Below are 19,127 nucleotides of genomic sequence, written 5' to 3'. Positions count from 1 at the left end.
TTGTATAAAATTTTTCACATTATGACATTTCAGGAATTACAGCCAAAAATATCAACCATTACAGCTCAAGCAAATACGACCAGAGACGAAAAACTATTGGCAATCTGCCAGTTATTAAATGAAAATGTTGAATACTACAATTGGGTTGGCTTTTACTTTGCCAATCACGAGAATAAAACTTTGCATCTGGGTCCGTATGTAGGTGCCGAAACCGATCATACCGTTATTCCGTTCGGAAAAGGAATTTGTGGCCAGGTAGCTGAAAGCAATGCTAATTTTGTTGTACCTGATGTTTCTGCTCAGGATAATTATATCGCCTGCAGTTTTACTGTAAAATCAGAAATTGTCGTACCTTTATTTGTAAATGGAGTAAATATTGGACAAATTGATATTGACAGTCACGTGATCGATCCATTTACAGAAGCTGACGAACGATTTTTAGAATTTGTAAATCAGGAAGTTGCCAAATTATTTTAGAAGCCCTATTTTTATTATAAAAAAATAGACCTTAATGAAAAAAAGTCTTTTCATACTATTCTTTCTTTTAATTTCAGCTAATCTATTTGCACAAATTAACATGGTCTCGAAAAAATTTTTTCTTGACTCGTTGAATCGTGAAACTACGCCCGAAAACTACACTTACACGCGCGTAATTACAAACTATTCCCAAAAAAGCATCCGCTACGTTGTTACTGATTTCTACAAAAACGGAAGAAAGAAAATGACAGGCGCAACATTAGACAGGGATGTTCTTAAAAAAGACGGAGAATTCATCTATTACTACAAAAACGGAGCAAAAGAGTCTGTTATAAACTACAAAGAAGATCATAAAGAAGGTAAAGAAATAAATTGGTACGAAAACCAAAGTAAGAGGTCTGAGAAACTAAATGTCTGGAATCCGAAAACAAAAACTGTTGAAACTTTAATTCTTAATTTTTGGAATACAAATAAAGAACAAATTGTGGTTGATGGAAATGGTGAATATGAAAGCACAGACAGCTTTATAACAGAAAAAGGAACTATCAAAGACGGTCTGAAGCAAGGCATCTGGGAAGGCAGTGATACCTTTCGCAAAATTACTTTTATTGAAAACTACGATAAAGGAGTTTTAATTTCTGGAGTAAGCACAGATGAAAACAATATAAAACATTCCTATCCCTTAACTCAAAAAAAAACAGCTAATAAAACAGCTCTTAAATCAATCAAATAATTTCTGTTTTGTTATTAACAGTTGTAAAATTGTATTAAAAATAATACATTCGCTTTCTAACTAACCCAATATTTATGAAATCATTTTTGTTTTCTTTATTATTTCTTGTCATTCCAAAAATGGGTTTTTCACAAGTTTTACAAAACAATGAATTAATCCTTTCTCCGGACGATAGTTTTATTTATTTAGACTCAACCAGCTCAGAAACCAAATCAAAAGATTATATATATGTCCGAGTTGTGAAAGATGCTAAATTAAAAAAAGAAAATTATATTGTTCAAGAGTATTATCGCTCAGGATCTTTACGAATGCAAGCAATTTCAACAACTTATACCGGAAACCCTAAAGAAGGAGAAGTGACTTATTATTATAAAAATGGAGCAAAAAAATCAGTAACAAATTATATTAAGGGGCGAACTAATGGCAGAAGTACTGAATGGTACGAAAATGGAAACAAAAAACTCGAAGGCGAATATATTGAAGATGACAAAAAACGCACAACACGTTTTAAAACAAATGAATTTTGGGACAAAGATGGTGTTCAGAAAGTAACGCATGGAAACGGGTTTTTCGAAAATACAGACGAAAATCAATCTGCAAAAGGTACAATAAAAAATGGATTTAAAGATGGAAATTGGGAAGGTTCATCAGTAAATCCCAGACTTACTTATAAAGAAATATATAATGAAGGAAAATTAATTTCCGGCGAAAGCTGGGACAAACACAATATATCTTATAAGTATACCGAAACTGAAATAAGACCGGCACCAAAAGGCGGTATGGCGAGTTTTTATCAATATATTGGAAAAAATTATAAACTACCCAATATGCCACAGGGGACTAAAGGAAAAATCTATGTTACATTTATAGTTGACAAAGAGGGTAAAGTAAGGGAACCCAAAATTATAAAGGATATCGGTTACGGCACCGGAGAGGAAGCTTTACGAATTTTAACCAATTATGATGGTTTCAACCCGGGAGAACAAAGAGGACAAAAAATCAAGTGCTTATACTCATTGCCCATTACTATTCAATCTGCAAATTGAAATAATTCATAATTTATAATTCATAATTCATAATTATTATTTACTTTTGCACCCGTCTTACAAAAGATGTATGACATACATAAAAATCATTAAATAATATTGGAATGTATTTAACTAAAGAAAAGAAAGAAGAGATTTTCGCACAACACGGTGGTGCAACAAACACTGGAAGCGCTGAAGGTCAGATTGCATTGTTCACTTACAGAATTTCACACTTAACTGAACACTTGAAAAAAAATCGTCACGATTACAACACAGAGCGTTCTCTTGTACTATTAGTAGGTAAAAGAAGAGCTTTGTTGGATTACTTGAAAAAGAAAGATATCAACAGATATCGTGAGATCATTAAAGTATTGAATATCAGAAAATAATCAATATAAGGAAAGAGGTGCGAGAGTGCCTCTTTTTGTTTTTACAATACACAAGTCTGACAGGACTTGTTACAAGAAAAAAAGTTTGGTTTTTCATTGGGTTTTAGATAACAACAACTACACACAACAACAACTACAACACAACTAAAACCCATTGTATAATCAAAAGGAAAAAATTATGATTCCACAATTATTTGTAGAAAAAATCGATTTGGGTGATGGCAGAAGCATCACAATCGAGACAGGACGTTTAGCAAAACAAGCTGACGGTTCTGTAGTAGTAAGAATGGGAGATACGATGATACTTGCAACAGCAGTTTCAGCTCGTACTTCTAACCCAGGCGTTGACTTTTTACCATTAACGGTAGATTATCGCGAAAAATTTGCAGCAGCTGGTCGTTTTCCAGGAGGTTTCTTTAAAAGAGAAGCTCGTCCTAGCGACAGTGAGGTATTAACAATGAGATTAGTAGACCGTGTTTTACGTCCGCTTTTCCCAGACGATTACCATGCTGAAACACAAGTTATGATTCAGTTAATGTCTCATGACGAAGAGGTTATGCCAGATGCATTAGCAGGCTTAGCAGCATCTGCAGCATTAGCTGTTTCAGATATTCCGTTTTACAACTTAATTTCTGAAGTACGCGTTGCTCGTATCGACGGAAAATTAGTGATTAACCCAAGCAGAGAAGAACTAGAAAAATCAGACATCGATATGATGATCGGTGCTTCTATGGATTCTGTTGCAATGGTTGAAGGTGAGATGAAAGAAATCTCAGAAGCTGAAATGATCGAAGCAATTAAATTTGCTCACGAAGCTATCAAAGTTCAAATTCAGGCTCAGTACCGTTTACAGGAAGCTTTTGGCAAAAAAGAAATCCGTACTTATGAAGGTGAGAAAGAAAACGAAGAAATTTACAAAAAAGTAAGAGAAGCCGCATACGATAAAATTTATGCTATTGCAAAAGTTGGATCGGCTAAACATGAAAGAGGCGCTGCATTTGCTGAAGTAAAAGAAGAAGTAAAAGCTTTATTTACAGAAGAAGAATTGGCTGCTGACGGTGATTTAGTTGGTAAATATTTTTACAAAACAAACAAAGAAGCTGTTCGTAATGTAGTTTTAGAATTAGGAATTCGTCTTGACGGCAGAAAAACTACAGACATCAGACCAATCTGGTGCGAAACTGATTATTTGCCAAGAGTACACGGTTCTTCTTTATTTACACGTGGAGAAACTCAGGCTTTGGCTACAGTGACTTTAGGAACTTCAAGAGAAGCAAACCAAATCGATTCTCCATCTGAACAAGGTGAAGAGAAATTCTATCTGCACTATAACTTCCCTCCTTTCTCTACTGGTGAAGCAAAACCATTAAGAGGAACTTCAAGAAGAGAAGTTGGTCACGGTAACTTAGCGCAAAGAGCATTAAAAAATATGATTCCGGCAGATTGTCCTTATACAATTCGTGTTGTTTCTGAAGTTTTAGAATCTAACGGTTCATCTTCTATGGCAACAGTTTGTGCGGGAACAATGGCACTATTAGATGCAGGAGTTCAGATGACAAAACCAGTTTCCGGAATTGCAATGGGATTAATTACTGACGGTGAGAAATTTGCTGTATTGTCTGATATTTTAGGAGATGAAGATCACTTAGGAGATATGGACTTTAAAGTAACCGGAACTGCTGATGGTATCACTGCTTGCCAAATGGATATCAAAATTGATGGCTTACGTTATGATATCATGGAACAGGCTTTAGCTCAGGCTCGTGACGGACGTTTGCATATTCTAGGAAAAATTAATGAAACAATTGCTGCACCAAGAGCCGATGTAAAAGCACATGCACCGAAAATCATTACCAGAACTATTCCTGGAAACTTTATTGGAGCATTGATCGGACCTGGTGGAAAAGTAATTCAGGAATTACAAAAAGCTACCGGAACTACTATCGTTATCAACGAAGTGGATGAGCAGGGTGTTATCGAAATCTTAGGAACAGATCCTGCCGGAATTGAAGCGGTATTGGCAAAAATTGCTTCTATCACTTTCAAACCTCAAATGGGAGAAGCTTACGAAGTTAAAGTAATCAAAATGCTTGATTTTGGAGCTGTAGTAGAATATACTGCTGCACCAGGAAACGAAGTATTACTTCATGTATCTGAACTAGCTTGGGAACGTACTGAAAACGTTGCTGATGTAGTTAAGATGGGAGATATTTTCCAAGTGAAATACTTAGGAATTGACCCTAAAACCAAAAAAGAGAAAGTGTCTAAAAAAGCACTTGTTCCAAGACCTCCACGTGAGGAGAAAAAAGAGTAATCAGATCTTAGTTTACTAAAGGTTTATTCATAGAAAACCCCAATTCATTTAGTTGAATCGGGGTTTTTCAATTTCAGGTTATTGTCGGTAAACTATTCCAAATATTAAACTCTGAGAGCCAAAATCTTTTTCCAGCTGATCGTTAAACAATCCGTATGGTGACCATTGGTAATGGCATTGTAATCCTGTATTTTTATAATTCAGCTTAATTCCTTGTGAAACATAAAATGTAGTCAGAACCTCCTTTGTACGTTCGCCATCATTGAACTCTAGTTGATTTGGAGCATTATAAAAATTTAAAGCCAATCCAACACCTGAATTCCATTCTACATTAAAATTATTCACTCGTCGAGATAACCGAATAATCTTTGCAAAACGTGATCCAATATTTATAGCAAAATGACTTGATTTATACTTTGCAATCGAATCATGATAAACAAATGAGGCATCGACCGGATTCTTAGGAATAAAAAAATTAAAGCCAAAATCGACAAAATCTTCATGTTTAATTTTATTTCGAAACCAAAACCCAAACGATGGAGATACTTCAAATTTATTCGAAAGATTCCCTAATGGCTGCACAAAACCGGCTTCAACATTAATTCGTTCATAATCATCTCCGGAAAACATATTATTTTGTGCAAATCCAATTTGGGAACCGATGAAAATTAAAATAAAAACAAATTTATTCATGATATTACCAATTTAAAAAAGGCATACTCCTTTTGTTATTTATATTCCAGAGTCCTAATTGAAATCCTTTGGAATTTGATTTATTTAAAACTCCAATCTGCACACCTTTATTAATTCCCACTTGATTAAAAAGACCCAAATGCAAACCTTTTAACTGATAAGATTGATTGTAAACTCCGATAGTTAATCCCCTTAAATCATTATTAGCATTATAAACACCTATCGAAAGCCCGTTTTGATGACCAGCGATTGTTCCTAAAGCAGTAACCGAAAGACCATTGAAATTGTTAAATTTATTTCCCACGGAAACGTTCAATCCGTTCATATTTGTTGACGTAAAAAAAAATCCAGAACTAATATTCAATCCGTTCAAAATTAAAGCAGGACTAGTATTTCTGATTATATAATCTTCTTCATTCCTTTTTATAACTTTTATTTTATCATTTCCAATTACTCTATCAAAATTCATAATTACAATAAAAGCATATAATACTCCCGCTGCAGGCGCTGGGTTTACCTCGATATTTATACCATTAATAGTCTGGCGCTCTATATTTTTATTTTCAATATGCCCAAGACCAAAAACCAATCCGTTTACTTTATCTACTTTTTTAGAAATTGGAGCAAGACTAAAAATTTGTATATGCTTCTGAATAGAATCTGGAATAATTTCTTGTGCTTGTATTTTAGCTGTTCCTGTCAGTAACAACAGGCAGAATATTTTTTTCATAATTATTTAGTGGTTAAAATTCACTTTTGCAATTTGTGATTTTCAAAAAATTAAGCTTTTGGATTTCCCATTTTATTTAGATGTTTAAAATGCGAAAACATCATTTCAAATAATGTTTTATGATGGTAAGGCTGTTTGAATTCTTTCGCCGTCTCTTCAATTATTTTATTTATTTCACTGTAGTTTGTGTGGCAGATATTAGGAAAAAGATGATGTGCAGCATGACAATTTGATCCTCCGCTTAAAAATCTTGCCCAGCTTTTATCTGCATCCCAGTCACAACTTGTATGAAGTTGATGCACAGCCCATGTATGTTCTAAGAATTCCCCTTCTGGCTGAGGGTAATCTGCACCATCAAAAAAATGAGTCCCTACCAGCATAATTATAAATACTAATGAAGTAAAAGCACTTGCCGTAATAAAAGTCAAAACAACAAAACCCCACGAAAAGTCAGTATAAAGAATTGGAAATATCAACACTAAAGAAAAATAGCCTGCTTTATATAGTATAAACCTAACGTACAAATTAATTTTTGAGATTCCTTTTTTCATCCAGTCATATTCATCTGAAAACAAATACACCCAGTCACTCATAAAAACAGAATGCAGTAAAGTAAACATATAAACGAATGGTGCATAATAGGCCTGATACCTATGTTTTGGTTTCCATGGATGAGTAGGACTTAATCTCAAAAACGGATTTTTATCTATGTCAATATCACTTCCTTCTACATTGGCATATAAATGATGCGATCGTATATGTCGTAACCCCCACAATAAAGGATCAATTCCTACTGTCAGAAAGCTAAAAAAATGTAGAACAGCATTTGCTTTTTTATTTCGGAAAGCAGTATTATGGGAGGCATCATGGCCAAAACTAAATCCGATTAGCAGTCCCGATAACTGAAACATCACATATAATAACCAGAAAACAGTTTTATTGCTATTTAAAAAAAGCAATAAATAAGACGAATAACAGATGAGGGTCCAGAATAAACCTTTATACCAAAATCTGTTGTCGCCATACGAAACATTTTTGTGTTGGAGCTTATTATTAACTCTTTCCTTTAAAGCAGAAAAAAAAAACTTTTCATCAGCCGATTTATTGAAATATTTAGCCTTCATAATTATTCTTGTTTAAAATTACAAAGCAAACTTATTGCAATTATCGCATCAAAATTTGTGAAAACCAATAAAATTATTTTCTACATTTGTGATTATCACAAAGTATGAAACATCAGGAATCTTTTTTAAAAGCCATTAGAAATAAAATTTCTAAGTCCGGATCCTTAATAGATGAAATCGCTGCTATTCTGGAAATCAGTTATGATGCATCACATAGAAGAATTTCACAAAAAAGTAAATTTTCTATTGATGAAACCATCAAACTTGCAAATCATTTTAATATTTCATTAGATAATTTATTTTCAAAAAAAGAAAAAGTTATTGTCGAAAAAACAATTGAGATTGAGACATTAAAAGATATGCTTCAGTATTTTAAATCATCTGCTGATCAGATAGAACTACTGACAAAAAATTCAAAAACAACACTGTTTTATTCAGCGAAGGACATTCCGTTATTTTATTTTATGGATGGTACAATCTTGTCAAAATTTAAGGCCTTCGTGTGGCTCAATCTTTTAAATACAAATCAAAAAAAAGTTGCTTTTGAGAATTTTGTAATCGATGAGTCTTTTTCAGAACATATGCGAACACTAAAAAAAACGTATGAAAATACAGCAGTCAATGAAGTTTGGAACGACACCACAATCAACAGCAGTTTACAACAAATTTTATACTTTTATGAAGCTGGCCTGCTGAATCTAAAAAGTGCAAATGCCTTATGTAAAGATTTAAAAAGAATTATAAATGTAATTCAGGAAAAATGTAATACTTCAAACAATAATTTTTTTTTATATTACAACGAACTCATACTATTAAACAATAACATGCTCATTGAAACTCCTGAAAAGCTTACCATGTTTGTCCCTTATACCCTCTTAGGCTATTTTATTACTGATAATGAAGAAAGCTGCAAAAATGTGCATCAGTTTTTTAAACAGCAAATTATTAATTCTAAGCCTTTAGGACAATCAGGAATTAAAGAGCAAAATCTATTCTTTAACCGGGCAATCAGAAAAATAGATTATTATCTGGAAAGAATAAATTCTCAGGTAGATTTATTATTTTAAAAAAAAATTAAGTTACTGTAACTTTTTGCATCCTTTCTACGTATAACCATTTGTACACTTTAAAAAATAGGGAGACAACAACATGAGACAACTTAAAATCACCAAGCAGGTAACCAATCGTGAAACTGCATCGTTAGACAAATATCTACAAGAAATTGGAAAAGTTGACCTAATTACCGCTGATGAAGAGGTAGAATTAGCACAAAGAATAAAGGCTGGTGATCAAAGAGCATTAGAAAAACTAACAAAAGCCAACCTACGTTTCGTAGTATCTGTGGCTAAACAATATCAAAATCAAGGATTAACTCTTCCTGATTTAATTAATGAAGGAAACTTAGGTTTAATTAAAGCAGCTCAACGTTTTGATGAAACCCGCGGTTTCAAATTCATTTCTTATGCTGTATGGTGGATTCGTCAATCGATTCTGCAAGCATTGGCAGAACAATCACGTATCGTTCGTTTACCATTAAACAAAATTGGTTCTATAAATAAAATCAACAAAATGTATGCGTTATTAGAGCAATCTAATGAGCGTCCGCCTTCTGCTGAGGAAATTGCAAAAGAACTTGATATGACTGTAAATGACGTAAAAGAGTCAATGAAAAACTCTGGTCGTCACTTGTCAATGGATGCACCTCTTGTTGAGGGAGAAGATTCTAACCTTTATGACGTTTTACGTTCTGGCGAATCTCCAAATCCGGACAGAGAGTTGATTCATGAATCATTGCGAACTGAAATTGAGCGTTCATTAGAAACATTAACGCCAAGAGAGGCAGATGTTGTTCGTTTGTATTTTGGTCTTGGTGATCAGCACCCAATGACTCTTGAGGAAATTGGTGAAACTTTCGACTTAACCCGTGAGCGTGTGCGTCAAATTAAAGAAAAAGCAATCCGTAGATTAAAACACACTTCCAGAAGTAAAATCCTTAAAACTTATTTAGGATAAACAATATAAATTTCAATATTTTAAAACCCAAATTCCAATTTTACTTTTGGAATTTGGAATTTTTAATATTCAAATTTTAAAGCAAACAACAGTTTGATTGACTGTTCGTTTTTTGATTGATGATTGAAACTCCGGCTGATTACCGGAGTTTTTTATTTTTTATAATTACCTTTGCAAAAAATAACACAACAAAACCACACAATGAAAAATACACTTATTGCCCCTTCGGTTCTTGCAGCTGATTTTGCTAATTTACAGCGCGATATCGAAATGATTAATAACAGTCAGGCTGACTGGTTTCATATCGATATTATGGACGGGGTTTTTGTTCCGAATATTTCTTTTGGAATGCCTGTTTTAGAAGCAATCACAAAACATGCAAAAAAAACTATTGACGTACATTTAATGATTGTTGATCCTGACCGTTACATCAAAACTTTTGCAGATTTAGGAGCTAATAATTTAACTGTACATTACGAAGCGTGCACACACCTTCACAGGACTTTACAAGCTATTAAAGCTGAGGGACTGAAACCCGGAGTTGCCATTAACCCTCACACAAATATTGATTTATTAGAAGATGTAATAAACGATATCGACTTAGTTTGTATCATGAGTGTAAACCCTGGTTTTGGTGGACAATCATTTATTGAGAACACCTACGATAAGGTTAAAAAACTAAAAGATTTAATCACACGCAAGAATGCTTCGACATTAATCGAAATTGATGGCGGTGTAACCAATAAGAATGCAAAACAATTAGTAGAATCAGGTGCAGATGTCTTAGTTGCGGGAAGTTTTGTTTTTAAAGCAGAAAATCCAATAACAACTATAGCTGACTTAAAAGTCCTTACTACTTTTTAAGTTTTTTAGATTAGGGAAAAAATCAATTCCGGTCATCTTTTCTAACGTTTCAACAGGAACTATATATTCATAAATTCCTTTTTGACTTTTTTCATTTGGAACCAAAAAAGCAATTGCTTTGTGTTCTTTTCCTGATTTAGCCAAAACAATTTTATAAAAATATTTAGGAACAGAAACTTTTTCTGTTCCTATTTTTTTATCAGAATCTCTCAAAATCCCCCCCGTAACTACATAAATAGCATTATACTTTCCGGCCCAATAACGAACCTTATTTTCTAAACGATTCCAGATTCCGCTATTAAAATCATGATTTTGAGGCGATATATTCGAAGTATAAAAGGTATCATTATACGCTTTTTTATCAAACTCCATATCTCCTGCCGGACATAAATGTCCTTTGTCATATCCTGATTTTTTATAATTTCTCCAATCTGCTGACCTGGTAGTTACTTTTGGATCTTCAATAAAATAAGGTCTTTTAAAATCGTTATTTTTTACATACTCTTTTTTTAATTCATATGCCACCCATTCTGCCTGTTCAAATTTCTCATTGTATGACAATGTATAATAGTCATGTTTTACAATTTGTCGTGTGGTCGAAGTCGGCAGATAATCAATAGTAAAACCTTGTTGCGAAATATTTTGTTTTTGCTCAACAAATATATTTTGAGCCATTAGTATTTCATTTCCTATATTTTCATCTTTTTTACAAGAGATCGCACAAAATGTAATTAAAAATAAAACGAATATTCTTTTCATATCTTTTCTAAGTATTATTTCAAAAAAAAAACTCCATAAATTTTAAAATATGGAGCTTTAATTTTATCTAAAATATTAATTCTAAATTAAGATTTAACCACTTTATCTTTTTTTATTTTAGAAGAATTAGTTTGTTTATTTCCGTTGTTTTTAGGCTGTAAATCATCTAATACATTTAATGCCTCCTCAACATACACATCTTTTGCTAATGCCTGATGCCATGCTTCTCTTTTTTCTTTTAAAGAAGCGTCTTTAGCTATTTCAAGATTTTCATAAGGCAATGATTTAAAAACAAGATTGTTTTTATAATCAGCAATTGGCTTGTATTTTTTACCTTCGCTTTCTACCTGCTCCTGCGTTGCTTTGAAATTTTTGATATTGAGGCTATATGTATTTTCTTTATTTTTCACATCAATCCATTTAGCATTATCTTCTATTAATTTAAACTGAGGATTTTGAGCAATTCTAAGTTTGCTATTAGCTATCGCCTGGTTAAAATTTTCGTTTGAATTCCATACATTGTAGTTAGCAGGATCTATTTTGTCCCAGGGCATTGCATTATCCATATCACGCTCGCCCATTTTTAAATAAGCGTAACGATCAGGCATTACAACATCACTTTTTACTCCTTCTAACTGAGTTGATCCACCATTAATTCTATAGAATTTTTGAGCAGTTGCTTTTAAAGCCCCAAAATCTCCATACTCACTATTGCGAACAAACTGATTTAAATCGATAACCGTTTGAACTGTACCTTTACCATATGTCTGTTTACTGCCAATAATAACTCCACGCTTATAATCCTGAATTGCCGCTGCCAATATCTCAGATGCCGACGCAGAGAAACTGTTTACCATTATTACCAAAGGACCATCCCATTCAATTTTTTTATCTTTATCGTATAAAACTTCTTTCTTTTTTCCGGCTGATTTTACCTGAACAATTGGCCCTTCTTCAATAAACAGTCCAGCAATATCAACTACAGTCGAAAGTGAACCACCGCCATCGTCACGTACATCAAGTACAATTCCGCTAATGTTTTCTTGTTTAAGTCTCTCAACTTCCTGTGCAATATCCTTACCTGCATCACGGCCATCCTTGTTTTCAAAATCGATATAAAATTTAGGTAAATAAATCACCCCATATTTCAATCCGTTTTTTTCAACAATACTTGACTTAGCATATGTTTCTTCTATTTCAACTACATCTCTAATAATGGAAATAACTTTAATTGTTCCGTCAACTTTTTTTACAGTAAGTCTTACTTCAGTTCCTTTATGTCCTTTAATTTTTTTCACAACATCATCCAGACGCATACCTACAACATCTACAGGTTCTTCCTTTCCTTGTCCAACTTTAAGAATTAAATCTCCTGCTTCAAGCTCCTTGCCTTTCCATGCAGGACCTCCTGAGATCAATTCATCAATTTGAGTAAAATCATTTTTCTTCGTCAGACGTGCACCTATGCCTTCTAATTTTCCACTAATATTTACATCAAAACGGTCTTTTTCTTCAGGTGCAAAGTAACTTGTATGAGGATCAAAACGCGTCATAATTGAATTTACATACACTGAAAACCAATCACCTTTGTCTAAATCTTTTATATTTCCAAAAGACTCATCCAAAGATTTCAAAGAGCTTTCTCTTGTTTCTTTCTCTAATGCTTCAAAAGATTTCACTTTGTATGAAGGGTCAGTTTTCTTTTTATCTTCCTCTAATTTTTGTTTTGTCACCAAAGAAGAAAGAGTCGATAATTTGATTTGCATTCTCCATCTTTCATTTATTTCGGCAGTGTTTTTTGCATAAGGAATTTTTTCATAATCTGCATTAAACGTTTCGTCGACATTATAATTGAATGGTTGGGCAAGGATAATTTTATATCTTTTTTTACTTTCTTCCATACGTTTCATCAATCGGGTATAGGTAAGATTAAAAAACGTCAGATCCTTATTAATGAACTGATCATCCAGCATTAATTCATATTGTTTGAATTCATCAATATCAGATTGCAGGAAAAATCTTTTAGAAGGATCGAGCGCCTCTATATAATCCTTGAAAATTCCTTTTGAAAATTCATCATCCACTACAGGTGGATTATAATGTCCTTTTTCTATAACAAAAGCCAATATCTCTAAAAGCATTTTATCTTTATTTGGATCCGGATCTACTGTTTTATCTGCATTTACCTTGAAAGCAAATAACACTACAGACAAGCATAACACGGCTATAAGGATTTTATAATTTCGTTTCATAAATTTAATAATAGCATTCATCAATTTTTTTATCTAAGTTATAGTAAAAATCAAGCCAATAAAGCCAACCCTTCTATAATTTTTTGTTAAAGATATAAAAATCTTTGAATCACAAAAAGTCCCGATAATTTAGTTGACAAATTTTGATTTATTTGTTGGGATTCTACGAAAATCTGTGCCTACATTTGTCTTGTTAATCTTAATATTTCTTAATTGTTCCCATGAAAAGCAAAAAACCTTTAATATTAGTAACGAATGACGATGGCATTACTGCGCCTGGTATAAGAAATTTAATCGAGGTCATAAAGACCGTTGGAGAAGTGATTGTTGTAGCCCCAGACAAACCACAGAGCGCTACAGGACATGCCATAACCATCAACAATACTTTATACTTAGACAAAATATCCAAAGAAAAAGATGTGATTACAGAATATAGCTGTTCAGGGACACCAGTAGATTGTGTAAAATTAGCTGTAAATGAAATTTTGAAAATGAAACCTGATTTATGTGTATCCGGCATCAATCATGGTTCAAATTCTTCTATAAATGTAATTTATTCAGGAACAATGAGTGCCGCTGTTGAAGCAGGAATTGAAGGTATCCCGGCTATAGGTTTTTCTTTATTGGATTATAACTGGAACGCTGATTTTGAGCCCGCCAAAACATTTATAAAAAAAATAGTTTTGGAAACTCTTGAAAAAAAATTACCTCCGGGTGTTATTCTAAATGTTAATATTCCGAACCTTAAAGAAAAAGAAATCAAAGGAATTAAAATCTGCAGACAGGCAAAAGCTCTGTGGGTAGAAAAATTTGACAAACGCCAAACGCCTTTTGGAAAAGACTATTACTGGCTATCGGGCGAGTTTGTCAATCAGGATAAAGGAGATGACACAGATGAATGGGCATTAGAAAATGGATATATTTCTGTAGTACCGGTTCAGTTTGACTTAACTGCGCATCATGCAATTCAACAACTAAATACATGGGATTTAAATGAATAAAAAAGACATACTCATAGGTTTTATTATCGGAATTTTCACCTCCTTATTTGGGAGTTATCTGTTTATCACCTTTTTTACACAGTTCGACATCTCATCAGGAATTCAAACTATTAAAGAAAATGGATATTTAGGTAAAGTCATCACACTAGGCACAACTTTAGATCTCGCGGTTTTTGCATTCTTATTAAAAAAAGACAAAGAATTTATGGCCGGCGGAGTCATTTTAGCAGTGATTGTTTTGGCAATTTCAACTTTGCTGATTTAAGTTACTATCTTTGTATCAATTCCTTTAAAAATATTATTGACATATTATATGAGCTAGGCTGTAATCTGGTCAAGAATACCAGGAAAAATCTGCAAATTAAATATGCCAATAAAAAACAATAAGTATCTACATATGAAATACTACATTATTGCAGGAGAAGCTTCTGGCGATTTGCACGGTTCTAACTTAATGAAAGCTTTATACCAAGAAGATCCTGAAGCTGAAATTAGATTTTGGGGAGGCGATTTAATGCAAAATGCAGACGGGGCTTTAGTAAAACACTATCGCGAATTAGCCTTCATGGGGTTTGTTGAAGTGGTTTTTAATTTAAAAACGATATTAAATAATATTAAATTCTGCAAAAAAGATATTTCAGAATTTCAGCCTGACGTGATCATTTTCATTGATTATCCGGGATTTAATATGCGAATCGCAAAATGGGCAAAAACACATAACTATAAAACACATTACTATATTTCACCTCAAATTTGGGCCTGGAAAGAAAGCCGAATTGCAGCAATAAAAAATGATGTAGACAAAATGTTCGTAATCTTACCTTTCGAAAAAAGCTTTTACGAAGACAAACATCATTTTCCAGTAGAATTTGTTGGGCATCCCTTAATTGATGCTATTCATAATCAGCCCGCTTTTGATGAAGCTGTTTTTAGAAAAGATAATCAATTAAGTGAAAAGCCGATTATTGCCGTTTTACCAGGCAGCCGCAAACAGGAAATCACCAAAATGCTGAGCGTAATGTTAAGTGTTGTTGACGATTTTAAAGATTATCAATTTGTTATTGCCGGTGCGCCTAGTCAGGATTTTGAATTCTACAAACAATTTATTTCAAATAAAAACATCAAATTCATTTCGAATAAAACATATGACCTCCTTAGATCTTCAACAGCAGCATTAGTTACTTCAGGCACTGCAACCTTAGAAACAGCGCTTTTTAAAGTTCCGGAAGTAGTTTGCTATAAGGGAAGCTGGGCATCTTATCAAATTGCAAAACGAATTATTACTTTAAAATACATTTCACTGGTTAATTTAATCATGGATGAAGAAGTCGTAACTGAATTGATTCAAAACGATTGTAATACCAAGAGAATTAAAGCCGAATTGCAAAAAATATTAGATCCGGATTATCGTCATGAATTATTAAAAAAATATGATCTTTTAGAACAAAAGCTTGGAGGAATTGGTGCCAGTAAAAAAACAGCCAAACTTATTGTATCAGACTTAAAAAAACAATAAAATTTTAGTTTTGAAAAAAGCAATCTTACTAATATTGTTTTCTATTTTGCTTTTGTCCTGTAAAACAGGACCAACTTCTGTAAATAAAGAATCCAAACGCGAAACAAAACACATTGTAAACAATTTGATTGAAACTGCAACCGATAATATTGGCATTCGTTATAAAGCAGCCGGCACCACTAATGCAGGCTTTGATTGTTCAGGGCTAGTATTCTCTACTTTTGAGAAAGAAAACATAAAATTACCAAGAAGTTCCTACGAACAATCGAAAATTGGAAAAATAATTAAATTTGATGATGCGAAAAAAGGTGATTTGATTTTCTTTAAAACCAACAAAAGCAAACAGATCAATCATGTAGGCCTTATAACAGAAATCAATCACGAAGAGATAAAATTTGTACATTCTTCTACGTCTAAAGGAGTCATTATTTCTTCAACAAAAGAACCATACTATAAAAATTCATTTACTCAAATTAATAGAATAGTTGAATAAATTTTAAATAAAAAGGTATTTTCTTACATTTTTTAATACTTTTATAAAATGAAAGTATTAGATTTCCCTTTGATTAAAATTACTATTTGTTTTACTATAGGCATTTTAACAGCTTATTATTGGCAACCAGATTTATTCCTTGTAAACTGTACAATACTTACAGCATTGTTTTCGTTTACAGCTTCTTACTTTTTTTCGGGAAAACGGAATAAATATATCGTAGTCTTTACTGTAAATACATACCTCCTATCATTTTTGATTGGATGCTTAACTCTATTATATCATACAGAATCCTTACAGAAAACAAATTACGCCAATTGCAAAGAGGTCTTTGAAAAACCGCAATCAATAACACTCTGCCTAAGAGAGAAATTAAAAGGCAATGATTACCACGACAGGTATATTGCTTTAGTTCGTAAAATTGAAAATCACAATTATTCAGGAAGGATTATTATCAACATTCAAAAAGACAGTTTGCCCAATCCGCTAATAATTGGAAATATAATTCGCTTAAAAACTACCTTCCAAAATAATCCTTCGCCCAAAAATCCGAATCAGTTTGATTACAGTAAATACTTAAAAGATAAGCAAATTTATGCACAGGTTTACTCCACAAAATCAGAAATAAACTTACACAACGTCATAAAAAAAGACATTTGGTATTATACTGCAAAATTGCATTCAAGGATTGTACGGAATCTTACGGAAAATCATTTTAATACCAGTGAAATGAATGTTGCTTTGGCTCTTATATTAGGACAAAGGCAGGAGATATCACCTGATATTATTCAGGATTATCAATACTCTGGTGCTACACACATTCTTTCTGTATCAGGACTGCATGTTGGTTTTATAATGCTTTTTATTACTTTTATATTAAAGCCTATTGGAAATACACGAAAAGGATCCTTTATAAAATTAATTGCCATTGTAATTTCACTAATTATATTCGCTGTAATTTCAGGCTTATCCCCTTGTGTTTTACGTTCTGTGGTCATGTTTTCATTTTTGGCTATTGGCAATCATTTACGCCGAAATGGCAACACCTATCATACCTTATTAGTTTCAATACTTTTAATATTACTTTTTGAACCTTATTTCTTATTTGATATAGGTTTCCAGCTTAGTTATCTGGCATTATTTTTTATTCTTTGGCTACAGCCAATATTAAAAAGTGTATGGAATCCCAAAAACATAATTCTTATAAATATCTGGAATGTCTTAACTGTTTCATTTGCCGCACAAATAGGAACATTACCACTTTGCTTATATTATTTTCATCAATTCCCAGGACTATTTTTTGTCACCAATATTGTTATTATTCCAATTCTATCCCTGATTATGATTGTCGGAATAGTTGTAATGATCCTGGCTGTTTTTAATATTGCACCACTCTTTCTAATTCAAATCCTAGAAAAAAGCATTTATCTCTTAAATAAAATTATCCATTTTGTAGCTTCATTTGATTCATTTGTAATAAGGGACATTAGTTTTAATAATTATTATTTATTTGGATTTTACTTATTTATAACATTTACCATCATCTGGATAAAAAAACCAACCTATTTAAAATTAACCGGATTACTGGTATCAATAATTATTTTACAACTTTCCTTTCTATTTACTAAAAAGAGTATACAGAGCCAACAGGAAATCGTTGTTTACAACATGAAGAAAAAAACAATTATTTCTAGAAGAAATGGAGAAAATGTAACTTTTTATTGCAGCAATGACTTTTTAAAGAAAACATCAGAAAACAACATTTTAAATTCTTATCTGGTTGGCAATTTTAGCACCTTAAAAAAACAGGAAAAAATTAAAAACACTTTATATTTTAACAACAAAAAGATTTTCATTATTGATAGTACCGGCATTTATCAAAAAAAGTTCCAGCCTGACATCTTACTTTTAATTCAGTCTCCAAAAATCAATCTGGATCGTATTTTAAAAAGTTTACACCCTAAGATAATTATTGCCGATGCTTCTAATTCATATAGCATTCAAAAATACTGGAAAGCCACTTGTTTAAAACAAAAAATCCCTTTTCATGCTACTAATGAAAAGGGATTCTATAAATTGTTCAACTAAATTATTCTGCAGGATGTAAAATAGCTTCTGATTCAGAAATCCAGACTTTAGCACCGCCTGGTTTGTATCCTATCTTACCTAGTGCCTGAAATGTTGTTTTGCTTTTTCTTACAGAAGCATTGGCAAAACAAACTTCGGGTAAATTTTCAACACCAAATGCATTTTTAAGTTTGACATTTTGTTCCTTATCCAGGTCTGATGCATTCATGTCAGATAAATCTAATCTAACTAAAATCACATTATCCCTTGACCATACTGCAAAATCAGGAGTTTTAAAAACTTCATTCTGAAGATTATTTGGAGCACTTGAAGAAGTGAAAAAGATCAACATTGGTTTATTTTCTTCGTTGCTTGCAGCTATTGCAGCGTCCATACTTGTCTTCCAAACTAAATTTTGGGCTTGGAAAGTAACTGACCCTAAAAAGAAAATTAGTAGGAGTAATTTTTTTATCATAGTATAAAAGATTTGGTTTGTTAGCAAAACGAAATTAACATTATATTTTAATTCTACAAGGTTTTTTATCATTAAAATTATATTATATGTTTTTTTGAGCCAAAAATTTTATCAAAATAAGATTTAAATTTAATACAATTACTCAAAAGCAATAAATTTTCCTACTAAACAAAAAAAAAATCCCCTCACTTTTTATTGT

Annotated in this window: 19 protein-coding genes; 13 read left to right on the top strand and 6 right to left on the bottom strand. The window is 32.4% G+C overall.

The genetic code is table 11. The features are described 5' to 3' along the window. Positions 1–21: 21 nt before the first annotated feature. The 5 genes from GXM16_RS01600 to GXM16_RS01580 all read left to right on the top strand — a co-directional run bounded on the left by GXM16_RS01600 (position 22) and on the right by GXM16_RS01580 (position 4,941). A complete protein-coding gene (locus tag GXM16_RS01600) occupies positions 22–477 on the top strand; it encodes a GAF domain-containing protein (RefSeq protein ID WP_163392062.1) in 456 nt (151 codons plus the stop codon). A 34-nt stretch (positions 478–511) separates the two neighbouring features. After that, positions 512–1,210, top strand: a complete 699-nt coding sequence (locus tag GXM16_RS01595; RefSeq protein WP_163392060.1) for a toxin-antitoxin system YwqK family antitoxin — start codon at positions 512–514, stop codon at positions 1,208–1,210. 119 nt (positions 1,211–1,329) lie between these two features. Continuing rightward, on the top strand, positions 1,330–2,256 hold the full coding sequence (locus tag GXM16_RS01590) for an energy transducer TonB (RefSeq protein WP_163392057.1): 927 nt from the start codon (positions 1,330–1,332) through the stop codon (positions 2,254–2,256). A gap of 104 nt (positions 2,257–2,360) precedes the next feature. Further along, a complete protein-coding gene (gene rpsO, locus GXM16_RS01585) occupies positions 2,361–2,627 on the top strand; it encodes a 30S ribosomal protein S15 (RefSeq protein WP_008466503.1) in 267 nt (88 codons plus the stop codon). Between the two features lie 178 nt (positions 2,628–2,805). After that, positions 2,806–4,941 carry a polyribonucleotide nucleotidyltransferase gene (locus tag GXM16_RS01580; RefSeq protein ID WP_163392055.1) on the top strand — a complete coding sequence of 712 codons (2,136 nt, stop codon included), beginning with the start codon at positions 2,806–2,808 and terminating at the stop codon, positions 4,939–4,941. A gap of 78 nt (positions 4,942–5,019) precedes the next feature. On the opposite strand, the gene GXM16_RS01575 is transcribed toward GXM16_RS01580, so the two are convergent. Genes GXM16_RS01575 through GXM16_RS01565 form a run of 3 tightly spaced genes read right to left on the bottom strand, consistent with a single transcriptional unit; the run spans position 5,020 to position 7,488 of the window. Further along, positions 5,020–5,634 (bottom strand): hypothetical protein, encoded by a 615-nt coding sequence (locus tag GXM16_RS01575; protein ID WP_163392053.1) that lies wholly within the window; start codon positions 5,632–5,634, stop codon positions 5,020–5,022. A 4-nt stretch (positions 5,635–5,638) separates the two neighbouring features. Further along, complete coding sequence (locus GXM16_RS01570) at positions 5,639–6,364, bottom strand: LA_2272 family surface repeat-containing protein (RefSeq protein ID WP_163392051.1); 726 nt, start codon at positions 6,362–6,364, stop codon at positions 5,639–5,641. Positions 6,365–6,414: 50 nt separating this feature from the next. Next, complete coding sequence (locus GXM16_RS01565) at positions 6,415–7,488, bottom strand: fatty acid desaturase family protein (protein WP_163392049.1); 1,074 nt, start codon at positions 7,486–7,488, stop codon at positions 6,415–6,417. 104 nt (positions 7,489–7,592) lie between these two features. Here GXM16_RS01565 and GXM16_RS01560 point away from each other — a divergent pair, with 104 nt between their 5' ends. From GXM16_RS01560 to rpe, 3 genes are all read left to right on the top strand, one after another. Further along, on the top strand, positions 7,593–8,555 hold the full coding sequence (locus GXM16_RS01560; RefSeq protein WP_163392047.1) for a hypothetical protein: 963 nt from the start codon (positions 7,593–7,595) through the stop codon (positions 8,553–8,555). 82 nt (positions 8,556–8,637) lie between these two features. Beyond that, complete coding sequence (locus GXM16_RS01555) at positions 8,638–9,501, top strand: sigma-70 family RNA polymerase sigma factor (protein ID WP_007804760.1); 864 nt, start codon at positions 8,638–8,640, stop codon at positions 9,499–9,501. 201 nt (positions 9,502–9,702) lie between these two features. Next, positions 9,703–10,365, top strand: coding sequence for a ribulose-phosphate 3-epimerase (rpe, locus tag GXM16_RS01550; protein WP_163392044.1), 663 nt, complete (start codon positions 9,703–9,705; stop codon positions 10,363–10,365). Here rpe and GXM16_RS01545 read toward each other — a convergent pair. Further along, complete coding sequence (locus GXM16_RS01545) at positions 10,342–11,124, bottom strand: DNA/RNA non-specific endonuclease (protein WP_163392042.1); 783 nt, start codon at positions 11,122–11,124, stop codon at positions 10,342–10,344. The two genes, rpe and GXM16_RS01545, sit on opposite strands and share 24 nt — an antisense overlap. Before the next feature lie 86 nt (positions 11,125–11,210). Next, positions 11,211–13,397: a carboxy terminal-processing peptidase gene (locus GXM16_RS01540; RefSeq protein ID WP_163392040.1), complete on the bottom strand. Its 2,187-nt coding sequence runs from the start codon at positions 13,395–13,397 to the stop codon at positions 11,211–11,213. 200 nt (positions 13,398–13,597) lie between these two features. Between GXM16_RS01540 and surE the strand changes: the two genes are divergently transcribed. From surE to GXM16_RS01515, 5 genes are all read left to right on the top strand, one after another. After that, positions 13,598–14,377 (top strand): 5'/3'-nucleotidase SurE, encoded by a 780-nt coding sequence (gene surE / locus GXM16_RS01535; RefSeq protein WP_163392038.1) that lies wholly within the window; start codon positions 13,598–13,600, stop codon positions 14,375–14,377. Continuing rightward, a complete protein-coding gene (locus GXM16_RS01530) occupies positions 14,370–14,642 on the top strand; it encodes a hypothetical protein (protein ID WP_163392036.1) in 273 nt (90 codons plus the stop codon). Before surE ends, GXM16_RS01530 begins: the two co-directional genes overlap by 8 nt. Positions 14,643–14,774: 132 nt before the next feature. Then, on the top strand, positions 14,775–15,893 hold the full coding sequence (lpxB, locus tag GXM16_RS01525; RefSeq protein WP_163392034.1) for a lipid-A-disaccharide synthase: 1,119 nt from the start codon (positions 14,775–14,777) through the stop codon (positions 15,891–15,893). A gap of 10 nt (positions 15,894–15,903) precedes the next feature. Continuing rightward, positions 15,904–16,386 carry a C40 family peptidase gene (locus GXM16_RS01520; protein WP_163392032.1) on the top strand — a complete coding sequence of 161 codons (483 nt, stop codon included), beginning with the start codon at positions 15,904–15,906 and terminating at the stop codon, positions 16,384–16,386. 48 nt (positions 16,387–16,434) lie between these two features. Further along, the gene (locus GXM16_RS01515; RefSeq protein WP_163392030.1) at positions 16,435–18,474 is read left to right on the top strand and encodes a ComEC/Rec2 family competence protein; all 2,040 of its coding nucleotides are present in this window, start codon (positions 16,435–16,437) and stop codon (positions 18,472–18,474) included. Position 18,475: 1 nt separating this feature from the next. Here the strand turns inward: GXM16_RS01515 and GXM16_RS01510 are convergent, their stop codons facing one another. Beyond that, the gene (locus tag GXM16_RS01510; protein WP_163392028.1) at positions 18,476–18,928 is read right to left on the bottom strand and encodes a thioredoxin domain-containing protein; all 453 of its coding nucleotides are present in this window, start codon (positions 18,926–18,928) and stop codon (positions 18,476–18,478) included. Positions 18,929–19,127: the final 199 nt, after the last annotated feature.

It is taken from the genome of Flavobacterium limi, assembly GCF_010645075.1.
Taxonomy (GTDB): Bacteria; Bacteroidota; Bacteroidia; order Flavobacteriales; family Flavobacteriaceae; genus Flavobacterium; species Flavobacterium limi.
This window is presented reverse-complemented; position numbering and strand designations above follow the sequence as displayed.